The organism is Erwinia sp. MYb375, from assembly GCF_037479175.1.
Classification (GTDB): domain Bacteria; phylum Pseudomonadota; class Gammaproteobacteria; order Enterobacterales; family Enterobacteriaceae; genus Erwinia; species Erwinia rhapontici.
Window position 1 is genome coordinate 194,503 of record NZ_JBBGZS010000022.1, and the last position, 18,295, is coordinate 212,797.

An 18,295-nucleotide genomic window follows, 5' to 3' on the forward strand; every position below is an offset into this window, starting at 1 on the left:
GCCCGACCCGTACAACAACGATGTCTTTTACAATATTTCGCTTTTCCGGTTTGATACCTGCACAAACACCCGCTTGTCTTCCCAGCGTAGCATTGTCAATGTTCCTCCCCAGCAACAACCGGTATCAAGGGCGAGAATCCCTTCCGGCGTTCCTTTTCCTTCCAGCGATGCCCAGTGACCGAACGCAATGGTGTAATCATTCGATACTGGTCCGGGAATGGTGAACCAGGGTTTTAGCGGTGGGGGAGCGCTGTCCGGGGCTTCTTTCGCGATCATATCCAGCTGACCATTCGGAAAGCAGTAACGCATTCGCGTCAGAGCATTGGTACTGAAGCGTAAACGCGCCAGACCGCTGAGTTCCGGTGTCCAGTTGTTGGGCATATCGCCATACATCGCATCCAGAAACAGCGGATACGTATCGCTGCTGAGGACTGCTTCCACTTCACGCGCGCAGCTTTGCGCCGTCTCGATATCCCACTGTGGAGTGATCCCGGCGTGGGCCATCACCAGTTTTTTTTCTTCATCAACCTGTAACAGCGGCTGGCGGCGTAGCCAGTTGATCAGCAGGTCAGCATCAGGGGCTTCCAGCAGCGGTGTAATGCGATCTTTAGGTTTATTGCGACTGATACCGGCGTACACCGCCAGCAGATGCAGGTCATGATTGCCCAGCACCATTTTTACGCAGTCCCCGAGGTAACGAACATAACGCAGAACTTCAAGCGAAGCAGGCCCACGCGCGACCAGATCGCCGGTCAGCCAGAGCTGATCAACCTGAGGATCGAAGGCGACCTGGTTAAGAAGCGATCGCAATTCTTCGTAGCAACCGTGGACATCACCGATTAAATAAGTGCTCATGCAAAAAGGCCGGGTTAGTGAATATGAGTGGCAATCGCCAGGCGGAAGACCGGGATATCAACGGTGAACGGTTCGCCGTTGGCATCGATCATCTGATAGTGACCCTGCATGGTGCCCATCGGGGTTTCGAGAACGGCCCCGCTGGTGTACTGAAACTCGCCGCCAGGCTCGATGTGCGGCTGCTCGCCGACCACACCTTCGCCCTGGACTTCGGTTTCACGGCCGTTACCGTTAGTGATGAGCCAGTAACGGCCAATGAGCTGAGCCGGGATACGCCCCAGATTACGTATCGTGATGGTGTAAGCAAACACATAACGTTCTTCTTCAGGTGCAGACTGTGACGCAATATAGGCACTTTGTACCTGAACACAGACTTTGGGCGTATCGTTCATACTCAGTTCTCCTGCGGCTGAGGATGCGCAGTCAACCAGTTCGCCATACGGCAATATTGTGCAACGCTGATATTCTCTGCACGCAACGTCGGGTCAATCTCCATTTCTGCCAGTGCTTCCGCAGAGAAAAGATGGCCGAGGCTGTTGCGCAGGGTTTTACGGCGTTTACCGAAGGCTTCCGTGGTGATGCGGCTCAGGGCACGAATGTCGTCAACCGGGTGTGGGATCTGTGCATAAGGCATCAGACGCACCACGGCAGAGTCGACTTTCGGTGCCGGGGTAAAGGATTCGGGTGGCACTTCCAGCACCGGGATCACCTGACAGTAATACTGTGCCATGACGGTCAGACGACCATAGGCTTTGCTGCCAGGCCCGGCAACCAGGCGGTTAACCACTTCTTTTTGCAACATAAAGTGCATGTCCTGAATGGCACCGGTATAGCTAAACAGGTGGAACATCAGGGGGGTAGAGATGTTATACGGCAGATTACCGAACACACGCAGCTTTTGACCTTTTTCCTGCGCATAGGCGGCGAAGTCAAAGGCCATCGCATCCTGCTGGAAAATGGTCAGTTTAGGGCCAAGGAACGGATGAGTTTGCAGACGCGCGGCAAGATCGCGGTCAATCTCAATCACGGTCATGGCATCCAGACGCTCGCCTACCGGCTCGGTAAGTGCAGCAAGGCCTGGGCCGATTTCGACAATCGCCTCGCCCTTTTGTGGGTGGATGGCATTGACGATGCTTTCGATAATGTACGGATCGTTAAGGAAGTTCTGTCCAAAACGTTTGCGGGCGAAGTGGCCCTGGTGAACGCGACTATTCATTACTGCTCTTAATCATGGTAATGGCGAGGTTAAGCGCCGTCTTAAAGCTGCCCGCATCAGCCTGGCCGCTTCCAGCCAGCTCGAGAGCTGTGCCGTGGTCAACAGACGTACGGATAAATGGCAGACCGAGGGTGATATTCACCGCCCGACCAAAGCCCTGATATTTTAGCACTGGAAGCCCCTGATCGTGATACATCGCCAGCACCGCATCAGCATGTTGCAGATACTTGGGCTGGAACAGGGTATCCGCTGGCAGAGGTCCAGTCAGTTGTATACCGCGCTGGCGGAGTTCATCCAGCGCCGGGATAATCACATCGATCTCTTCACGGCCCATATGGCCGCCTTCCCCTGCATGGGGGTTCAGACCGCAAACAAAGATATGCGGTGAAGCCAGACCAAACTTGCTTTGCAGGTCGGCGTGGAGGATGGTGATCACTTCATGCAGGCTGTTGCGGGTAATGGCGGCCGCCACATCTTTCAGCGGCAAATGGGTGGTCGCCAGCGCAACACGCAGCTCCTCCGTTGCCAGCATCATCACCACGCGCTCACAGTCAGCGCGCTCGGCGAAGAACTCGGTATGCCCGCTAAACGGGATGCCGGCATCGTTGATGACACCCTTGTGCACCGGTCCGGTGATCACGGCGGCGAATTCGCCGCTCAGACAGCCGTCACAGGCCCGGGTAAGGGTTGCCAGCACATAGTGACCATTATCCACACAAAGCTCGCCTGCAACCGCTGGCTGTGTCAGCGGAACGGGCAGCACGGTGAGCGTACCTGCCTGCTGGGATTGCGCCGGGCTTCCCGGAAGATATTCGCGCAGGGTCAGGGGTAAATGCAAAGCTGCCGCGCGGGTGCGCAGCAGCTCGGGGTCAGCACAGACAACCAGTTCAACCGGCCAGGCAAGCTGCGCCAGTTGAACGATTAAATCGGGACCAATCCCGGCGGGTTCGCCGGGGGTCACCACCACACGTTGATTACTGAGCATTCGCATCCAGAATTTTCACGTAGGCGGCAGCTCGTTGTTCCTGCATCCAGGTTTGCGCTTCTTCCGAGAATTTACGGTTGAACAGCAGGCGGTAAGCACGCTCTTTCTTCGCCGCGTCAGTTTTATCCACCTTGCGGGTATCCAGCAACTGGATCAGATGCCAGCCGAAGGAAGAGTGAACCGGGCCGCTCACCTGGCCTTTTTGCAGACGCAGCAGGGCATCACGGAAAGCAGGATCGTACACTTCCGGTGAGCTCCAACCCAGATCGCCGCCCTGGTTCGCTGAACCCGGATCCTGCGACAGCTGTTTAGCCGCGTCGGCAAAGGTCAGCTTGCCACTTTTGATCTCAGCGGCCACTTCTTGCAATTTCTGACGCGCCTGATCGTCAGTCATGATCGGCGATGGCTTCAGCAAGATATGGCGGGCGTGCACTTCGGTCACCGAAATGCTCTGGTTATCACCGCGCATATCGTTAACTTTCAGAATATGGAAACCCACACCTGAACGGATTGGACCAATGATATCGCCTTTTTTCGCTGTCACCAGCGCCTGAGCAAACAGAGATGGCAGCTCCTGAATTCGGCCCCAGCCCATGTTGCCGCCTTTCAGCGCCTGTGGGTCAGCAGAATAGGTGATGGCCAGTTTACCGAAATCGGAACCGGATTTGGCTTCACCTGCCAGCTGCTTCGCCAGGCTTTCCTGATCGTCAACCTGCTGCTGAGTCGGGTTTTCCGGCAGTGGCAACAGGATGTGGCTGAGGTTTAGCTCAGTGCCAGCATCATTTTGCGATGCCATCTGCGTTGCCAGCTGATCCACTTCCTGAGGCAGGATCGTGACACGACGACGCACTTCGTTATTACGTACTTCTGAGGTAGTCATCTCTTTGCGGATCTGCTCGCGGTAGGTGGCATAGTTCATGCCATCGTAGGCCAGGCGGCTACGCAACTGGTCAACACTCATTTTGTTCTGCGCGGCGATGTTACCAATCGCCTGATCCAGCTGCGCATCACTCACCTGAATTCCGGCCTGCTTGGCCATCTGTAGCAGGATATTGTCCATCACCAGACGTTCAACGATCTGGTGACGCAGGGTTTTATCATCCGGTAACTGCTGGCCGGCTTGCTGCGACTGGCCTTTCACGGACTGCATCATGCCGTCCACGTCACTTTCTAACACCACGCCGTTATTCACGATGGCGGCAACTTTATCAACAACTTGCGGGGCTGCGAACGCAGTGTTGGCTGTCAGGGCTGCACCGAGGATCAGCATTCTCCAGTTCTTCATACTTTTTCCATTCTTCTATCCGCACTGCGGGTTTGCATACCAAACATTACAACATCAGAAAGCGCGTTGATAAGGCAGGATGCCCTGACGCAGCATTTGACCGGTGCCTAAGCCATAGCTTGGGCTGAGGCCACGCAGTTCAATGTTGAACGAGATTTTATTGTCATATTTACTGCTGTCGTTTTCCCAACTGGTGATTTTACGTTCATAGCCCAGGCGGAGTGCATAACAACAGGAGCTGTACTGTACACCGAGCAGTTGATCGGCAGCCTGGTTTGCATTGGTATCGTAATACCATGCACCGACCACTGACCATGCATCAGCGATAGGCCAGCTAGCTGTTGCACCGACCTGCGAAATCCCTTTCTGGTACAACGCATTGTTGTACTGGGTCAGCGTTTGCTGGACATACTCCTCACTGGTATAGCGGTAGTTCAACTGCACCATACGGTCAGCATCACGACGCCATTCCAGCACGGCATTACCCTGAGACACATTATTCAGACGGGTGTCGTATTGCAGCCCACCGCGTGCTGACCAGTTGTCACTCACCTTCCAGTAAGTGTCGCCAGCCCACACCAGGCTGCCGCGGTCGTCGTCATCCGTGTTGTTCAACCCGGTACGAGCAGGGGTGAACGAGTAGATTTGACCAATGGAAGCATTAAAACGTTCAACCAGATCGTTATCAAAAATTCGCGAGGTTACACCGGTAGTGACCTGGTTGGCTGAAGCGATGCGATCTAGGCCGCTGTAGGTACGGTCACGGAACAGGCCAGTGTAGTCACTTTGCAGCAGCGTGGAGTCGTAGGCGCGGATGTCGCTCTGATCACGATAAGGCGTGTAGAGGTACTGCACACGCGGTTCCAGTGTCTGCGTGTAACCCGGTGACCAGTTCATATCGCGGTCAAATACCATCTTGCCGTCGACTTTAAACTGCGGCATGACGCGATTCACCGAGTCTTTCAGCTGATTATTGCTACTGGTGCTGAGCGAGTTGTAATAATCAACGTCGTTCTGCTCGTAATGCGTGGCCAGCAGTTTGGCTTCGGTATTGATGCTGCCCCAGCCGTTGGAGAGCGGCAGGTCAATGGTCGGTTCAAGATGCAGACGCGTGGCGTCGGGCAGGCGCTCATTCACGTTAGTGAATTTCACTGCCTGCGCATAGACATGCGTATCGAATGGTCCGATATCATTGTTGTAATAATTGAAGTCGAACTGCGGTTCGGCGCGATACACATCGTTATTGGCATTGGTAGAGAAAATCTGGAACTGTTTGGTCGACAGTGTGGCATCCCAGTTTTGTTCCGCATAGCCAATGCTGAACTTCTGCGTAACGTAGCCATCGGTGGTCGAACCATAGACCGAGTCGAGATCGGTGAAATAATAAGGATCGCTGACTTTGGTGTAATCGGCGTTGAACCGCCAGTGCTGATCGTAAACACCAGAATGGCGCCAGTAGAACAGCCAGCGATTGGCGTCTTTATCATCCGGATGATCACTGTTATAGATGCTATCAGAATTCAGATAGTCGAACTCCACCAGACCTGCACCTGCGCCAGTCAGGTAACGGAATTCATTCTGCCATTGCATGCCACGGCGGCTGATATAGTGCGGTGTCAGCGTGGCATCGGCCTGCGGCGCAATGTTCCAGTAGTACGGCAGCATAAATTCGAAGCCGCTGTTACTGCCGTATTTTGCATTCGGGATCAGGAAACCAGAACGGCGCTTATCGCCCACCGGAAGCTGTAAATAAGGGCTATAGAATATCGGCACCGAGCCTAGTTTAAAGCGGGCGTTCCAGATTTCAGCCAGCTGTTCATCGCGGTCATGAATAATTTCAGAGCCGACAACGCTCCAGCTGTTCTGACCCGGCAGACAGGAGGTGAACGTGCCGTTTTCCAGAATGGTGTAGCGGTTATCATCACGCAGTTTCATCTGGTCAGCATCACCGCGCCCCTGGCGGCCTACCATCTGGTAGTTACCATTCCACACGTTGGTGTCTTTGGTATTCAGGTTTGACCAGGCTTTCGGGCCTTTCAGGATGACCTGGTTGTCATCGTAGTGCACATTACCCAGGGCATCGACGGTACGCGTTGGCGTTGTCTGCCCACTGAGCATTTTTTGATGCAACTGAACTTCGTCGGATTGCAGACGGCTATTGCCCTGGCGAATATCCACATTACCGGTAAAGACTGCGTCATCGGGATAATTGCCTTTGGCACTATCGGCATCAATCGTTACGGGTAATTGGTTGGTTGCCTTTCCCTGTACCAGCGGACGGTCGTAACTGGGCACCCCGAGCATACATTGGGATGCGAGGTCATCAGCCAGCCCTTGATGGCTGTAGAGTGCTGAACCAATCAAGGTGGCCAGCAATGTAGGTAGTCTTTTATTCATACGCGGTATCGAGAATTCCGTAATCACTGGCATCATGCCGACAAACGGTCAGAGACTAACGTACTCAACTGCATTGCGCTAGTCATACCCTGCATCTTTTATGACAGGTATACTTCTGGTTGTCTGGCCGCGTACCAATAGGCTGTGAGAGAAATGACAGGTATGATAATGCAATTTTTAGCCTTCGGCATGGCGAATTGAGGAGTATATGCGCTATTGGGGAAAAGTATTGGGTCTTGTGCTGGGTTTCTTATCGGGTGCGGGCTTCTGGGGGGTGCTTTTTGGTCTGGTGGCCGGGCATCTGATAGATAAAGCACGTTCGCCGTCACGGCAGGGCTATTTTGCGAATCAACAGACGCGTCAGGCGCTGTTTTTCCGCACCACCTTCCAGGTGATGGGGCATCTGACAAAGTCAAAAGGACGGGTTACGGATGCCGACATTCAGATGGCATCGCTGCTGATGGATCGTATGCAGTTGGACAGTAACGGTCGTATTGCAGCCCAGCAGGCTTTCCGCGAAGGTAAGGAGGGTGATTATCCTCTGCGTGACAAGCTGCGTGAGTTGCGTAGCGCCTGTTTTGGCCGTTTCGACCTGATCCGTATGTTCCTGGAAATTCAGATTCAGGCTGCGTTTGCCGACGGTTCGCTGCATCCCAACGAGCGGCAGGTGCTGTATGTGATTGCCGAGGAGCTGGGCATTTCGCGTGCGCAGTTCGATCAGTTCTTACGCATGATGGAGAGCGGTCAGCAGTTTGGCAGTGGCTCCCACTATAGCGGATCGTCTCAGGGCGGATTCACTGGCGCGCAGCGTGGACCCACGTTGGAAGACGCCTGTAGCGTACTGGGAGTGAAAAGCACTGACGATGGCACCACCATCAAGCGCGCCTATCGCAAGCTGATGGGGGAGCATCACCCGGATAAACTGGTGGCGAAAGGCTTACCGCCAGAGATGATGGAGATGGCGAAGCAGAAAGCGCAGGAGATTCAGGGCGCGTACGATCTCATCAAACGCGAAAAAGGGTTTAAATAGTTATCAGGCTGGCTGGCCGGGCATGCCCGGCCACTACGAAACACACATTGTAGGGGGCGGGCATGGCCCGCCCCGTGCAGATGAATGGCAATAAATCAAAAATCCGCCGGTTGTCTGAACGTCATCGGCGTACCGAACTGTGGATGGGTAATGCTCAGGCTTTCGGCGTGCAGTTGCAGGCGAGGTGCCATCGCTTTTGCGTCGTCGTGCGCATAGAAGTTATCACCGAGGATCGGATGGCCGAGCGCCAGCATATGCACGCGTAGCTGGTGTGAGCGGCCGGTAATCGGTTTTAACTGTACGCGGGCGCTGTTATCACTGGCGTAATCCAGCACCTGATATTCCGTTTGTGCAGACTTACCGGTTTCAAAACAAACTTTCTGCTTCGGCCGGTTCGGCCAGTCACAAATTAACGGTAGATCGACCAACCCTTTTTCTGGCTGCGGATGTCCCCAGACGCGCGCCACATAGGTTTTCTGCGGCTCACGTTCGCGGAACTGCCGCTTCAGCTCACGCTCGGCGGCTTTTGTCAGTGCCACTACAATCACACCGCTGGTGGCCATATCCAGGCGATGGACCGATTCCGCCGCCGGATAATCACGCTGGACGCGCGTCATCACGCTGTCTTTGTGCTCTTCCAGACGACCGGGAACGGAAAGGAGTCCACTGGGCTTATTCACCACCATGATGTGGTCATCCTGATAGAGAATATGCAGCCAGGGTTCTTGCGGTGGGTTGTAGGGTTCCATAACTCTCTCGTAAGGGCCGGCGGGCGCCGGCCCTGTCTCGTTACTGATGTGTGACAACGATCAGACGAAGCGCATCCAGGCGCCAGCCCGCTTCGTCCAGATTCGCCAGCACCTGCTCACGATTGTTTTCCAGCGCATCCATTTCATCCTGGCGGATGTTCGGGTTGACGGCGCTTAACGCTTGCAGACGTGACAGTTCGGCACTCAGTTTCTCATTCGCTTCCGCGCGTGCTGCATCGATCAGCTTGCGGGCTTCGACGGCCGCCTCATCTTCCGACAGTTTGATGATCTCATGGACATCCTGCTGCACGGCATTGACCAGCTTGCTGCCGGTATGGCGGTTCACCGCGTTAAGCTGACGGTTGAAGCTTTCGAACTCCACTTTCGCGGCCAGGTTGGTGCCCTTGCGGTCGACCAGCATGCGCACCGGCGTAGGTGGCAGGAAGCGCGTCAGTTGCAGGTGCTTCGGCGCCTGAGCTTCCACCACGTAGATCAGCTCCAGCAGCAGGGTACCGACTGGCAGCGCTTTGTTTTTCAACAGTGAAATCGCGCAGCTACCCGTATCACCGGAGAGGATCAGATCCAGACCGTTACGGATGATGGGGTGCTCCCAGCTAACATACTGGGCATCTTCACGCGACAGCGCCTGGTTACGGTCGAAAGTGATGGTACAGCCATCTTCCGGCAGGCCAGGGAAGTCCGGCACCAGCATGTGATCGCCCGGGGTCAGGATAATCAGGTTATCGCTGCGATCTTCCTGATTAATACCCACGATATCGAACAGGTTGAGTGCGAAGTTCACCAGCTCGATATCGTTATCCTGCTCGGCGATCAGGTTGGCCAGCGCCTGGGCTTTTTCGCCGCCGTTGGAGTTCAGTTCCAGCAGGCGATCACGGCCATGCTCCAGCTGTATTTTCAGAGCATCATGCTGTTTACGGCACTGATGGATAAAGTCATCTAACCCTTCGGTATTTTCCGGCGCGGCCAGGTACTCAATCAGAGGGGCATAAACGCTGTCGTAAACGGTACGGCCGGTCGGGCAGGTATGCTCAAACGCATCCAGCCCTTCGTGATACCACTGTACCAGCACCGACTGCGCGGTTTTTTCCAGATAAGGGACGTGGATCTGGATATCGTGTGCCTGACCAATACGGTCAAGACGGCCGATACGCTGCTCCAGCAGGTCCGGGTTAAAGGGCAGGTCGAACATCACCATCTGGCTGGCGAACTGGAAGTTACGGCCTTCTGAACCGATTTCCGAACACAGCAGCACCTGAGCACCCTCTTCTTCCGAGGCAAACCATGCCGCTGCGCGGTCACGTTCGATGATCGACAAACCTTCGTGGAACACGGCGGCACGAATACCTTCGCGCTCACGCAGTACCTGCTCCAGTTGCAGGGCGGTGGCTGCCTTGGCGCAAATCACCAGCACTTTTTTGTCGCGGTTGCTGGTCAGGAAGCCCATCAGCCACTCTACACGCGGGTCGAAGTTCCACCAGGTGCCGCTGTCGCCTTCAAATTCCTGATAAATCTGCTCCGGGTAGAGCATATCGCGTGCGCGCTCATCCGCTGATTTACGGGCACTCATAATGCCGGAGACTTTGATTGCCGTCTGATATTGCGTCGGCAGTGGCAGACGGATCTGATGCAGTTCGCGTTTCGGGAAGCCTTTCACACCGTTACGGGTGTTACGGAACAGCACGCGGCTGGTGCCGTGGCGGTCCATCAACATGCTGATCAGCTCCTGACGGGCTTCCAGCTTGCCTTCACGGTCGCTGTTGGCGGTTTGCAGCAGCGGCTCAATGTCCTGTTCACCCATCAGATCATTGAGCAGATTCAGCTCATCGTTACCGATGGTTTTGTCGGCCAGCAGCATCGCGACGGCATCGGCAATCGGACGGAAATGCTTCTGCTCTTCAACAAACTGTGCGAAGTCGTGGAAACGATTGGGATCCAGCAGACGCAGACGCGCAAAGTGGCTTTCCATCCCGAGCTGTTCAGGTGTCGCGGTCAGCAGCAGGATGCCCGGGATCTGCTCGGCCAGTTGCTCAATCACCTGATACTCACGGCTTGGCGCTTCTTCGGACCAGACGAGGTGATGGGCTTCATCCACGACCATCAGATCCCATTCTGCATCGGCCAGTTTTTCCAGGCGCTGTTTATTACGGCGGACAAAGTCGAGCGAACAGATAATCATCTGCTCGGTTTCAAATGGGTTGTCACTGTCGTGCTGGGCTTCGGCGTAGCGGTCATCATCAAACAGGGCAAAGCGCAGGTTGAAGCGACGCAGCATTTCAACCAGCCACTGATGCTGCAACGTTTCTGGCACAATAATCAGAATACGTTCGGCACGGCCCGCCAGCAGTTGCTGATGGATGATCATCCCGGCTTCGATGGTTTTCCCTAAGCCCACTTCATCGGCCAGCAGCACGCGCGGCGCATGACGGCGGCCGACATCGTGAGCGATATGCAACTGGTGAGGGATCAGGCTGGTGCGCATACCACGCAGGCCGCTGGTGGCCAGGCGATACTGCTCACTCTGATATTTACGCGCGCGAAAACGCAGCGCGAAACGGTCCATACGGTCCAGTTGTCCGGCAAACAGGCGATCCTGTGGTTTGCCAAACACCAGTTTGCTGTCGAGCATCACTTCACGCAGGACGACGTTTGCTTCCTCGGTATCAAGCCGGGTTCCGACATAGCTGACAACGCCATTGTCGGTTTTTACCTCATCAACGACCATTTGCCAGCCTTCATGGCTGGTAATGGTGTCGCCAGGATTGAACACCACACGAGTGATGGGAGAATCATTTCTGGCGTAGAGACGGTTTTCGCCCGTGGCAGGAAAGAGCAGGGTGACCATACGTGTATCTACGGCAACCACAGTTCCCAATCCCAGTTCGCTTTCCGTATCGCTTATCCAGCGTTGACCAAGTGTAAAAGGCATAAATATTCGGCTCGATTCTCGTCTAGTTTGTTTCAGGCAATAGCACTGCTGCCCGGTAAAAAAGTACCTGGCGGTGAATTCAGAACGATTGATACTTAGGAGGAGCGCTATGGTACTGGAAGGTCGCCCGTTCGTCACCTGTCAAAAAAGCCCCAGCTGTCCTGTTACCAGTGTAGCAAAGTCATCCTGCATGAACGGAAGGATGCCCTCGGCCACCGGTTGTAACTGGCGCGTCAGATAGTGATCGTAGTCCAGTGGCGTGATCCTCGCTTCCAGCGGTTCCGGGCCTGAAGTGGCCATCACATAACGGATCTTCCCGCCTTTCTGGTAAAGCAGCGGCCGGCCAAGCTTCTGGTTTTGTTCATCAGCGATACGTGCGGCCCGCACGTGCGGGGGCACATTACGCTGGTATTCGCCCAGTGGGCGACGCAGCCGTTTACTGTAAGTGAGCTGATCGTCCAGTTCCCCATCCAGCAGCTGACGCACGGTTTCCCGGATATAGTCCTGATAGGGTTGCCCGGTAAAAATACGCAGATAGAGCTCCTGCTGAAATTTTTGTGCCAGCGGCGTCCAGTCGGTGCGCACTGTTTCTAATCCTTTAAAGACCATACGTGGCTTGTCACCGCTGCGAATCAGCCCCGCATAGCGCTTCTTACTGCCCTGTTCGGCACCCCGAATGGTTGGCATCAGAAAACGGCTGAAGTGGGTTTCATACTCCAGCTCCAGCGCACTTTCCACGTTGAATTCTGCGCGCAGATGCTGTTGCCACCATTGATTGACGGTGGCCACCAGATGGCGGCCAATCTCCGCTGCGCGCGCTTCGTCGTGAGCCGATTTTAGCCAGACGAAGGTGGAGTCGGTATCGCCGTAAATCACATCAAAACCCTCGGCTTCAATCAGTTCCCGGGTCTGACGCATAATATCGTGACCGCGCATGGTGATGGAGGAGGCAAGACGCGGATCGAAGAAACGACAGGCGCTGGTGCCCAATACCCCATAAAAGGCATTCATAATGATTTTCAGCGCCTGCGACAGCGGCTTATTGCCCTGCTTTTTGGCTTCTTCACGTCCCTGCCAGATCTGATTCACAATGGCGGGCAGGCAGTGGTTGGAGCGGGAAAAACGTGCACCACGATAGCCCGCGACAGAATGTGCGTCATCCGGCTGCGCCATGCCTTCAACCAACCCGACCGGGTCAATTAAAAAGGTGCGGATAATCGACGGATACAGGCTTTTATAATCCAGCACCAGCACTGAGTCATACAGGCCGGGCTGTGAGTCCATCACATAGCCCCCGGGGCTGGCCTCAGGCGCGACATCCCCCAGATTGGGGGCCACAAAACCGGCACGATGCATACGCGGCAGGTAGAGGTGACTAAATGCTGCTACCGAACCGCCGTGGCGATCGACGGCCAGGCCATTCACCGATGCGCGTTCCAGCAGGAACGGCATCAGTTCAGTGTGCTGGAAAATACGCGTCACCAGTTCGCAGTCTTTCAGGTTGTAGTTGGCCAGGGCGGGCTTATCTTCCGCAAAGCGCTGATCAATCTCTTCCATACGCTGCCAGGGGTTATTGATGGCTTTCCCTTCCCCCAGCAGTTCGCGTGAAACCGCTTCAAGGCTAAAGGATTCAAAGTTCCAGAAGGCAGATTTGAGGGCTTCAATACCGTCAATAATCAGCCGTCCGCTGGCCTGGGCGAAGAAAACACCCGGCTTAAACCCGTGCTCGCGCCACTCCAGCGCCGGGCTGTAACCCCGCCCCAGATTCAGTGGAATGCCGTAGCGTTCGGCATGTTTTTGCAGCACGCGCAGGTCGAACTGCACCACGTTCCAGCCGATCAGCACATCAGGGTCATGACGGGCAAACCAGGCATTGAGCTTTTCGAGTAGCAACGGGCGGCTGGCGACATATTCCAGATTAAAATCGAGGTGGCTGGCATCGCCGTTCTCCGGGCCAAGCATGTAGACATCACGCTGGCCACAGCCTTCCAGACCAATGCAGTACAGCTCGCCGTGACGCGTTGTTTCAATGTCCAGCGATACCCACTTCAGCGGCGGGCGATAACTCGGGTGCGATTTCAGACGGGTTTTTATCAGTCGGTCCCCGGAGGGCTGACCGCTGAACCAGACCGGGGCAGTGATAAACCGCTCCATCAGGAAGCGCTCTGGCGGGCGTACATCTGTTTCATACAGCGTGATGCCATTCTCACGCAGCAGCTTATCCAGCTTTTGTAGCTGGCGTTGCTGTCGGCAATACAGGCCAACCACCGGACGCTGGCGAAAATCTTTTAACTCAAGCGGGGCAAAACGCCAGTCACGCTCACCGGCCAGCAATCGGGTGGCCGCTGCCTGCTGCTCGGCAGGAATAAACGCCACAGACTCCTGAGGCGGAAGAACCACCATCTGCGGCCCGGCATCCGTCGCCAGCCATAGCGTGATTTCACTGCCAGCGGGTGTATCCCGCCAGTGACGGGTGAGTAAAAATCCTGCCTGTGCGTCGTTCACACTGTCTCCCGGGGGTGATGAAGTGTTAATATTAGCATGTTTATTTATACAGTGTTCACCTGTTAAACCCAGACCTTTACTCTGCTGCTACGTTCCCATACAAAACAGGCCTTGACGCTTTCCTGCCGCCTCTGGACAATCCGGGGTTCTGCTCATTTTTTTGGAATGTTATGGAAGCCTGGCTGCAACATTTAATCACCCAATCTTTGGCCTGGTCACTGCTGGCCGTTGGGCTGGTGACTTTCTTTGAATCGCTGGCGCTGGTCGGGTTGCTGCTACCGGGTACGGTATTGATGGCGTCGTTCGGCGCACTGATCGGCAGCGGGCAGATTGGGCTGTACCCTGCCTGGGCCGTTGGTACACTGGGTTGCCTGCTGGGCGACTGGATTTCCTATTTTATTGGCTGGCAGTTCAAAGGGCCGCTGCACCGCTGGTCATTTATTAAAAAACATCAGAAGCTGATGGATAAAACGGAGCACGCGCTGCATGAGCACAGCATGTTCACTATCATCGTTGGTCGCTTTGTGGGACCAACACGCCCGCTCATCCCGCTGGTCGCCGGAATGCTTGAACTGCCCGTCCGCAAGTTTATTCCCCCGAATATCATCGGCTGCATTCTGTGGCCGCCGCTTTACTTATTGCCGGGGATCCTCGCCGGGGTGGCGATTGATGTGCCAAAGGATGCCAGCAGCGGCCTGTTTAAGTGGCTGCTGTTGGGCGTTGCGATGCTGGTGTGGCTGGGTTGCTGGCTGTGCTGGCGCTGGCTGCGTTCCAAAAAGCAGAACGACTGGGCCACACCTTATCTGCCACTATCACGCCTGCGCTGGCTGGCGCCGCTGATGATGGTGCTGGCGGTGGTGAGCTTTACGGCGATCCAGTTCCATCCAATGATGCCGATTTTCCGCCACTTATTGTGGGATGTGTTCTTCTAAGGCGATGCCCAATACCGCCGCTTCTGGCACTGCACCGCGCTGTAACTGCGCGGTGCTGCCATCCCAGTAAACCCGCCCATCAACAATCAGCAGGCTACGCGGCGCAATGTGCGCGGCGTCTTCAATACTGTGCGACACCATCAGCAGGGTGATATTGCGTTCGGTACAGACGTCATCCACCAGGCCTAACATCTCTTTACGCAGCGCCGGATCCAGCGCTGAGAAGGGTTCGTCCAGCAGCAGGATCGGCTGCTGACGCACCAGACAACGGGCGAGCGCCGCACGCTGGCGCTGACCGCCTGAAAGCTGATGGGGCAGACGCTGTAAGTGGTCCGTCAGACCGACGCGCTGGGCGATATTCTGTAACTCATGCTTCTGCTGGTGGTTAAGCTTCAGGCCTGGGTGCAGCCCCAGCCCAATGTTTTGCGCCACGGTCAGGTGTGGGAACAGGTTATTCTCCTGAAACAGCATCGATACCGGGCGTTGGGCTGGCGCGCTGTCGCGATGTTCGCTGCCGTTCAGCTGTAATTCACCACTTTTCACCGGTAAAAATCCGGCGACCAGGCTCAGTAAGGTGCTTTTTCCCGCCCCGCTTGGGCCGAGGATCGCCAGGCGTTCACCCGCCTGTACGCTGAAGGTAAAGCGCATTGGCAGGTGGTGATACAGATAAGTCAGATTAGTCAGGTTTAACATGGCGCCCCGGCAGTTTTTCAATCAGGGTAAACAGCAGGAAACAGAGCAACAGCAGCAACAGGGCGGTGACCGCACCGTCGCTGCTGCGATACGAGCCTATCTGCTGATAAAGGTAAAAGGGCAGTGTGCGGAAGTTTTCATTACCGAACAGCGCCACTACGCCAAAATCACCAATCGACAACACGCAGGCAAAGGCCAGCGCCTGTGCCAGTGGGCGTTTCAGCGCGCGCAGTTCAATCAGCCGCAGGCGGTTCCAACCGCGAATATCCAGCGACAGACACAGCAGGCTATAGCGCCCGGCAATATCGCGCAGCGGGTTTTCCAGCACTTTCATCGCATAGGGAACGGCCATCAGTGCGTTGGTGGCGATCACAATCCCTTCCGCTGACTCGGGCAGCCCGATGGTCTGGTTGAGCAACAGGAAAAAGCCCGTTGCCAGCACAATCCCCGGCATGGCGAGGATCAGCATGCCGCTCATTTCCAGCGTTTGTCCCCACAGCGGGCGCTGACGCAGGCGCAGCTCACGACTGCTCCACAGCAGCATCATCGTCAGAACCACGCTGAGTATCCCCGCGCCCAGCGCAATGCGCACAGAGGTTAACATTGCCTGCCACAGCGCAGACTGATGCAGTACCGTGCTGAACCCCTGATTCAACCCGTCGATCACCACGGCCAGCAGCGGTGGCAGGATCAGCAGTAATACGGCGGCGATCAGCAACGAATCCAGTATGCGAGCACGGCGGCTGTCCTGCGGATTGCGCCAGCCGCCTAGGCTGTCGCTGCCCGCCGGGATCGCTTTACTCAGGCGCTGGCTTAGCATGACCAGTCCCAGGCAGCACAGCATCTGTAACAGCGCCAGCAGGGCCGCGCGTCCGGGATCGTAATCGAAACTCAATGCCTGGAAGATCGCCAGCTCAATGGTGGTCGCCTGCGGACCGCCGCCCAGCGACAGTACGGTGGCAAAGCTGGCAAAGCACAGCATAAAGATCAGCGCTGCAGCGGGAAGGATCTGGCGCCGCAGCCACGGCCATTCGACAATACGAAAATGTGCCCAGCCACTCAGGCCGAGCTGTGCAGCGATCTGCCGCTGTTCGCCGGGGATCTGCTGCAGTGCCTGGAGCAGCAGACGGGTGGCCAGTGGCAGGTTGAAAAAGACGTGTGCCAGCAGGATACCTTGCAGGCCGTAAGGCGAGAAGGTGTAATCAACGCCGAGCAGGGCGCACAGCTGCGCCAGCCAGCCGCTGCGGCCATATACGCTGAGAATACCAAATACCGCCACCAGTACCGGTAACACCAGCGTCATGGCACACAGCCGCAGCAGCGTGCTGCGGCCAGGGAAGCGGCGGCGGTAAAGGGCCCGGGCCAGAGGAATGGCGGGCAACACCGAGAGCAGCGCGGACAGCAGTGCCTGCCAGAAGGAGAAGCGCAGCACGTGCCACAGATAGCTATCCTGCCAGAGGCCGCGCCAGTCGGTGGTGGGCGCATTCTGCCAAAGGGCAAAAAACGCCAACGAGGCCACGCTGACCAGCAGCATCGCAGCCAGCACGCCGGGCACTAACCAGCCGGGAATTAGCGGCTGACGGCGCGTTGCCATGCACTAATCCAGTTGCTGCGCTGTGTTGCCACGTCCTGTGGGCTGTATTGCAGTGAGGTCGTGGGGACGGTCAGGGTATTGAAGCCCGCCGGTAGTGTCGTGCTGATTGCCGGGTACATCCAGTTGCCGGTGGCGATGGTGTCCTGGAACGCTGGAGTCATCACAAACTGCATAAACTGCTGCGCCAGCTCCGGCTGTTTGCTGGACTTCAGCTGACCGGCGACTTCCACCTGTAAATAGTGCCCTTCGCTGAAGTTGGCGGCGGCATACTGATCTTTCTTCTCTTCAATCAGATGATAAGCGGGAGAGGTGGTGTAGCTGAGCACCATATCACTTTCGCCCTTGAGGAACAGGCCATATGCCTCGCTCCAGCCTTTAGTGACGGTCACCGTTTTCTTTGCCAGCTTCTGCCAGGCGTCCGGGCTTTTATCGCCAAACACCTGCTGCATCCACAACAGCAGGCCAAGGCCCGGGGTGCTGGTGCGCGGATCTTCGTAGATCACCTTCAGGGGACGATCGCTCTCGACCAATTCTTTCAGGCTTTTCGGCGGGTTCTGTAGCTTGGTTTTGTCATAGACAAAGGCAAACCAGCCGTAGTCATAAGGGACAAACGTCGTATTCTTCCAGCCGCCGGGGACGGTACTGTGGGACGTATCGGTGTTTGAGGCGGCGAACAGACCGGTTTTTTCTGCGGCATCCAGCAGGTTGTTATCCAGGCCCAGCACCACATCTGCTTTACTGTTTTTGCCTTCCATGCGCAGCCGGTTTAACAGCGAGACGCCATCTTCAAGGGCCACGAATGTCAGTTCACAGTGACACTGTGCTTCAAAGGCTTTCTTGATGGCAGGCCCCGGTCCCCATTCCGCAGAGAAGGAGTCGTAGGTGTAAACCGTCAGGGTTTCTTTGGCCGCGAGGGCAGGCAGGGAAAACAGCACCAGCAGAGCTAAATATTTTTTCAACACTTTGCGTTCCTTAAAGGTATGCGCAAAGGATCTGAGTCAGTGACACTCTCAAATCCCTACGCCGGTATGATCCGGGTCAGGTTCGACGGGTTTTATCTCAGCGAAAACGTGCTGCGCAGGCATTGATTCGGCGTCGTGCAGTGCG

The 18,295-nt window shown here is 55.9% G+C and carries 14 protein-coding genes; 2 read left to right on the forward strand and 12 right to left on the reverse strand.

The annotated features are described in order from the left end of the window. Window positions 1-27: 27 nt before the first annotated feature. The 6 genes from apaH to lptD are packed head-to-tail and all read right to left on the reverse strand — an operon-like array spanning window position 28 to window position 6,774. Window positions 28-855, reverse strand: coding sequence for a bis(5'-nucleosyl)-tetraphosphatase (symmetrical) ApaH (apaH, locus tag WH279_RS12910; RefSeq protein WP_200641672.1), 828 nt, complete (start codon window positions 853-855; stop codon window positions 28-30). Between the two features lie 14 nt (window positions 856-869). After that, on the reverse strand, window positions 870-1,247 hold the full coding sequence (gene apaG, locus WH279_RS12915; RefSeq protein WP_133842332.1) for a Co2+/Mg2+ efflux protein ApaG: 378 nt from the start codon (window positions 1,245-1,247) through the stop codon (window positions 870-872). Between the two features lie 2 nt (window positions 1,248-1,249). Next, window positions 1,250-2,071: a 16S rRNA (adenine(1518)-N(6)/adenine(1519)-N(6))-dimethyltransferase RsmA gene (gene rsmA / locus WH279_RS12920; protein WP_200641671.1), complete on the reverse strand. Its 822-nt coding sequence runs from the start codon at window positions 2,069-2,071 to the stop codon at window positions 1,250-1,252. Further along, window positions 2,064-3,056, reverse strand: coding sequence for a 4-hydroxythreonine-4-phosphate dehydrogenase PdxA (pdxA, locus tag WH279_RS12925; protein ID WP_200641670.1), 993 nt, complete (start codon window positions 3,054-3,056; stop codon window positions 2,064-2,066). Before pdxA ends, rsmA begins: the two co-directional genes overlap by 8 nt. Beyond that, complete coding sequence (surA, locus tag WH279_RS12930; RefSeq protein ID WP_200641669.1) at window positions 3,046-4,341, reverse strand: peptidylprolyl isomerase SurA; 1,296 nt, start codon at window positions 4,339-4,341, stop codon at window positions 3,046-3,048. The genes pdxA and surA overlap by 11 nt, the downstream gene beginning before the upstream one ends. 54 nt (window positions 4,342-4,395) lie before the next feature. Beyond that, on the reverse strand, window positions 4,396-6,774 hold the full coding sequence (gene lptD, locus WH279_RS12935; protein WP_339457040.1) for an LPS assembly protein LptD: 2,379 nt from the start codon (window positions 6,772-6,774) through the stop codon (window positions 4,396-4,398). Window positions 6,775-6,946: 172 nt separating this feature from the next. Here lptD and djlA point away from each other — a divergent pair, with 172 nt between their 5' ends. Continuing rightward, window positions 6,947-7,768: a co-chaperone DjlA gene (gene djlA, locus WH279_RS12940; RefSeq protein WP_339457042.1), complete on the forward strand. Its 822-nt coding sequence runs from the start codon at window positions 6,947-6,949 to the stop codon at window positions 7,766-7,768. 95 nt (window positions 7,769-7,863) lie between these two features. Here djlA and rluA read toward each other — a convergent pair whose 3' ends face one another. The 3 genes from rluA to polB all read right to left on the reverse strand — a co-directional run bounded on the left by rluA (window position 7,864) and on the right by polB (window position 13,969). Continuing rightward, window positions 7,864-8,517, reverse strand: coding sequence for a bifunctional tRNA pseudouridine(32) synthase/23S rRNA pseudouridine(746) synthase RluA (gene rluA / locus WH279_RS12945; protein WP_200641666.1), 654 nt, complete (start codon window positions 8,515-8,517; stop codon window positions 7,864-7,866). Window positions 8,518-8,557: 40 nt separating this feature from the next. After that, a complete protein-coding gene (gene rapA, locus WH279_RS12950) occupies window positions 8,558-11,464 on the reverse strand; it encodes an RNA polymerase-associated protein RapA (RefSeq protein WP_339457044.1) in 2,907 nt (968 codons plus the stop codon). A 141-nt stretch (window positions 11,465-11,605) separates the two neighbouring features. After that, the gene (polB, locus tag WH279_RS12955) at window positions 11,606-13,969 is read right to left on the reverse strand and encodes a DNA polymerase II (RefSeq protein WP_339457046.1); all 2,364 of its coding nucleotides are present in this window, start codon (window positions 13,967-13,969) and stop codon (window positions 11,606-11,608) included. Between the two features lie 170 nt (window positions 13,970-14,139). On the opposite strand from polB, the gene WH279_RS12960 reads away from it, so the two are divergent. Continuing rightward, a complete protein-coding gene (locus tag WH279_RS12960) occupies window positions 14,140-14,901 on the forward strand; it encodes a DedA family protein (protein ID WP_339457048.1) in 762 nt (253 codons plus the stop codon). Here the strand turns inward: WH279_RS12960 and thiQ are convergent. The 3 genes from thiQ to thiB are packed head-to-tail and all read right to left on the reverse strand — an operon-like array spanning window position 14,878 to window position 18,150. Beyond that, the gene (thiQ, locus tag WH279_RS12965; protein ID WP_339457050.1) at window positions 14,878-15,594 is read right to left on the reverse strand and encodes a thiamine ABC transporter ATP-binding protein ThiQ; all 717 of its coding nucleotides are present in this window, start codon (window positions 15,592-15,594) and stop codon (window positions 14,878-14,880) included. The genes WH279_RS12960 and thiQ overlap by 24 nt on opposite strands. Beyond that, complete coding sequence (thiP, locus tag WH279_RS12970) at window positions 15,578-17,188, reverse strand: thiamine/thiamine pyrophosphate ABC transporter permease ThiP (protein ID WP_339457052.1); 1,611 nt, start codon at window positions 17,186-17,188, stop codon at window positions 15,578-15,580. The genes thiQ and thiP overlap by 17 nt, the downstream gene beginning before the upstream one ends. Next, window positions 17,164-18,150, reverse strand: coding sequence for a thiamine ABC transporter substrate binding subunit (thiB, locus tag WH279_RS12975; protein ID WP_339457054.1), 987 nt, complete (start codon window positions 18,148-18,150; stop codon window positions 17,164-17,166). The genes thiP and thiB overlap by 25 nt, the downstream gene beginning before the upstream one ends. Window positions 18,151-18,295 lie beyond the last annotated feature (145 nt).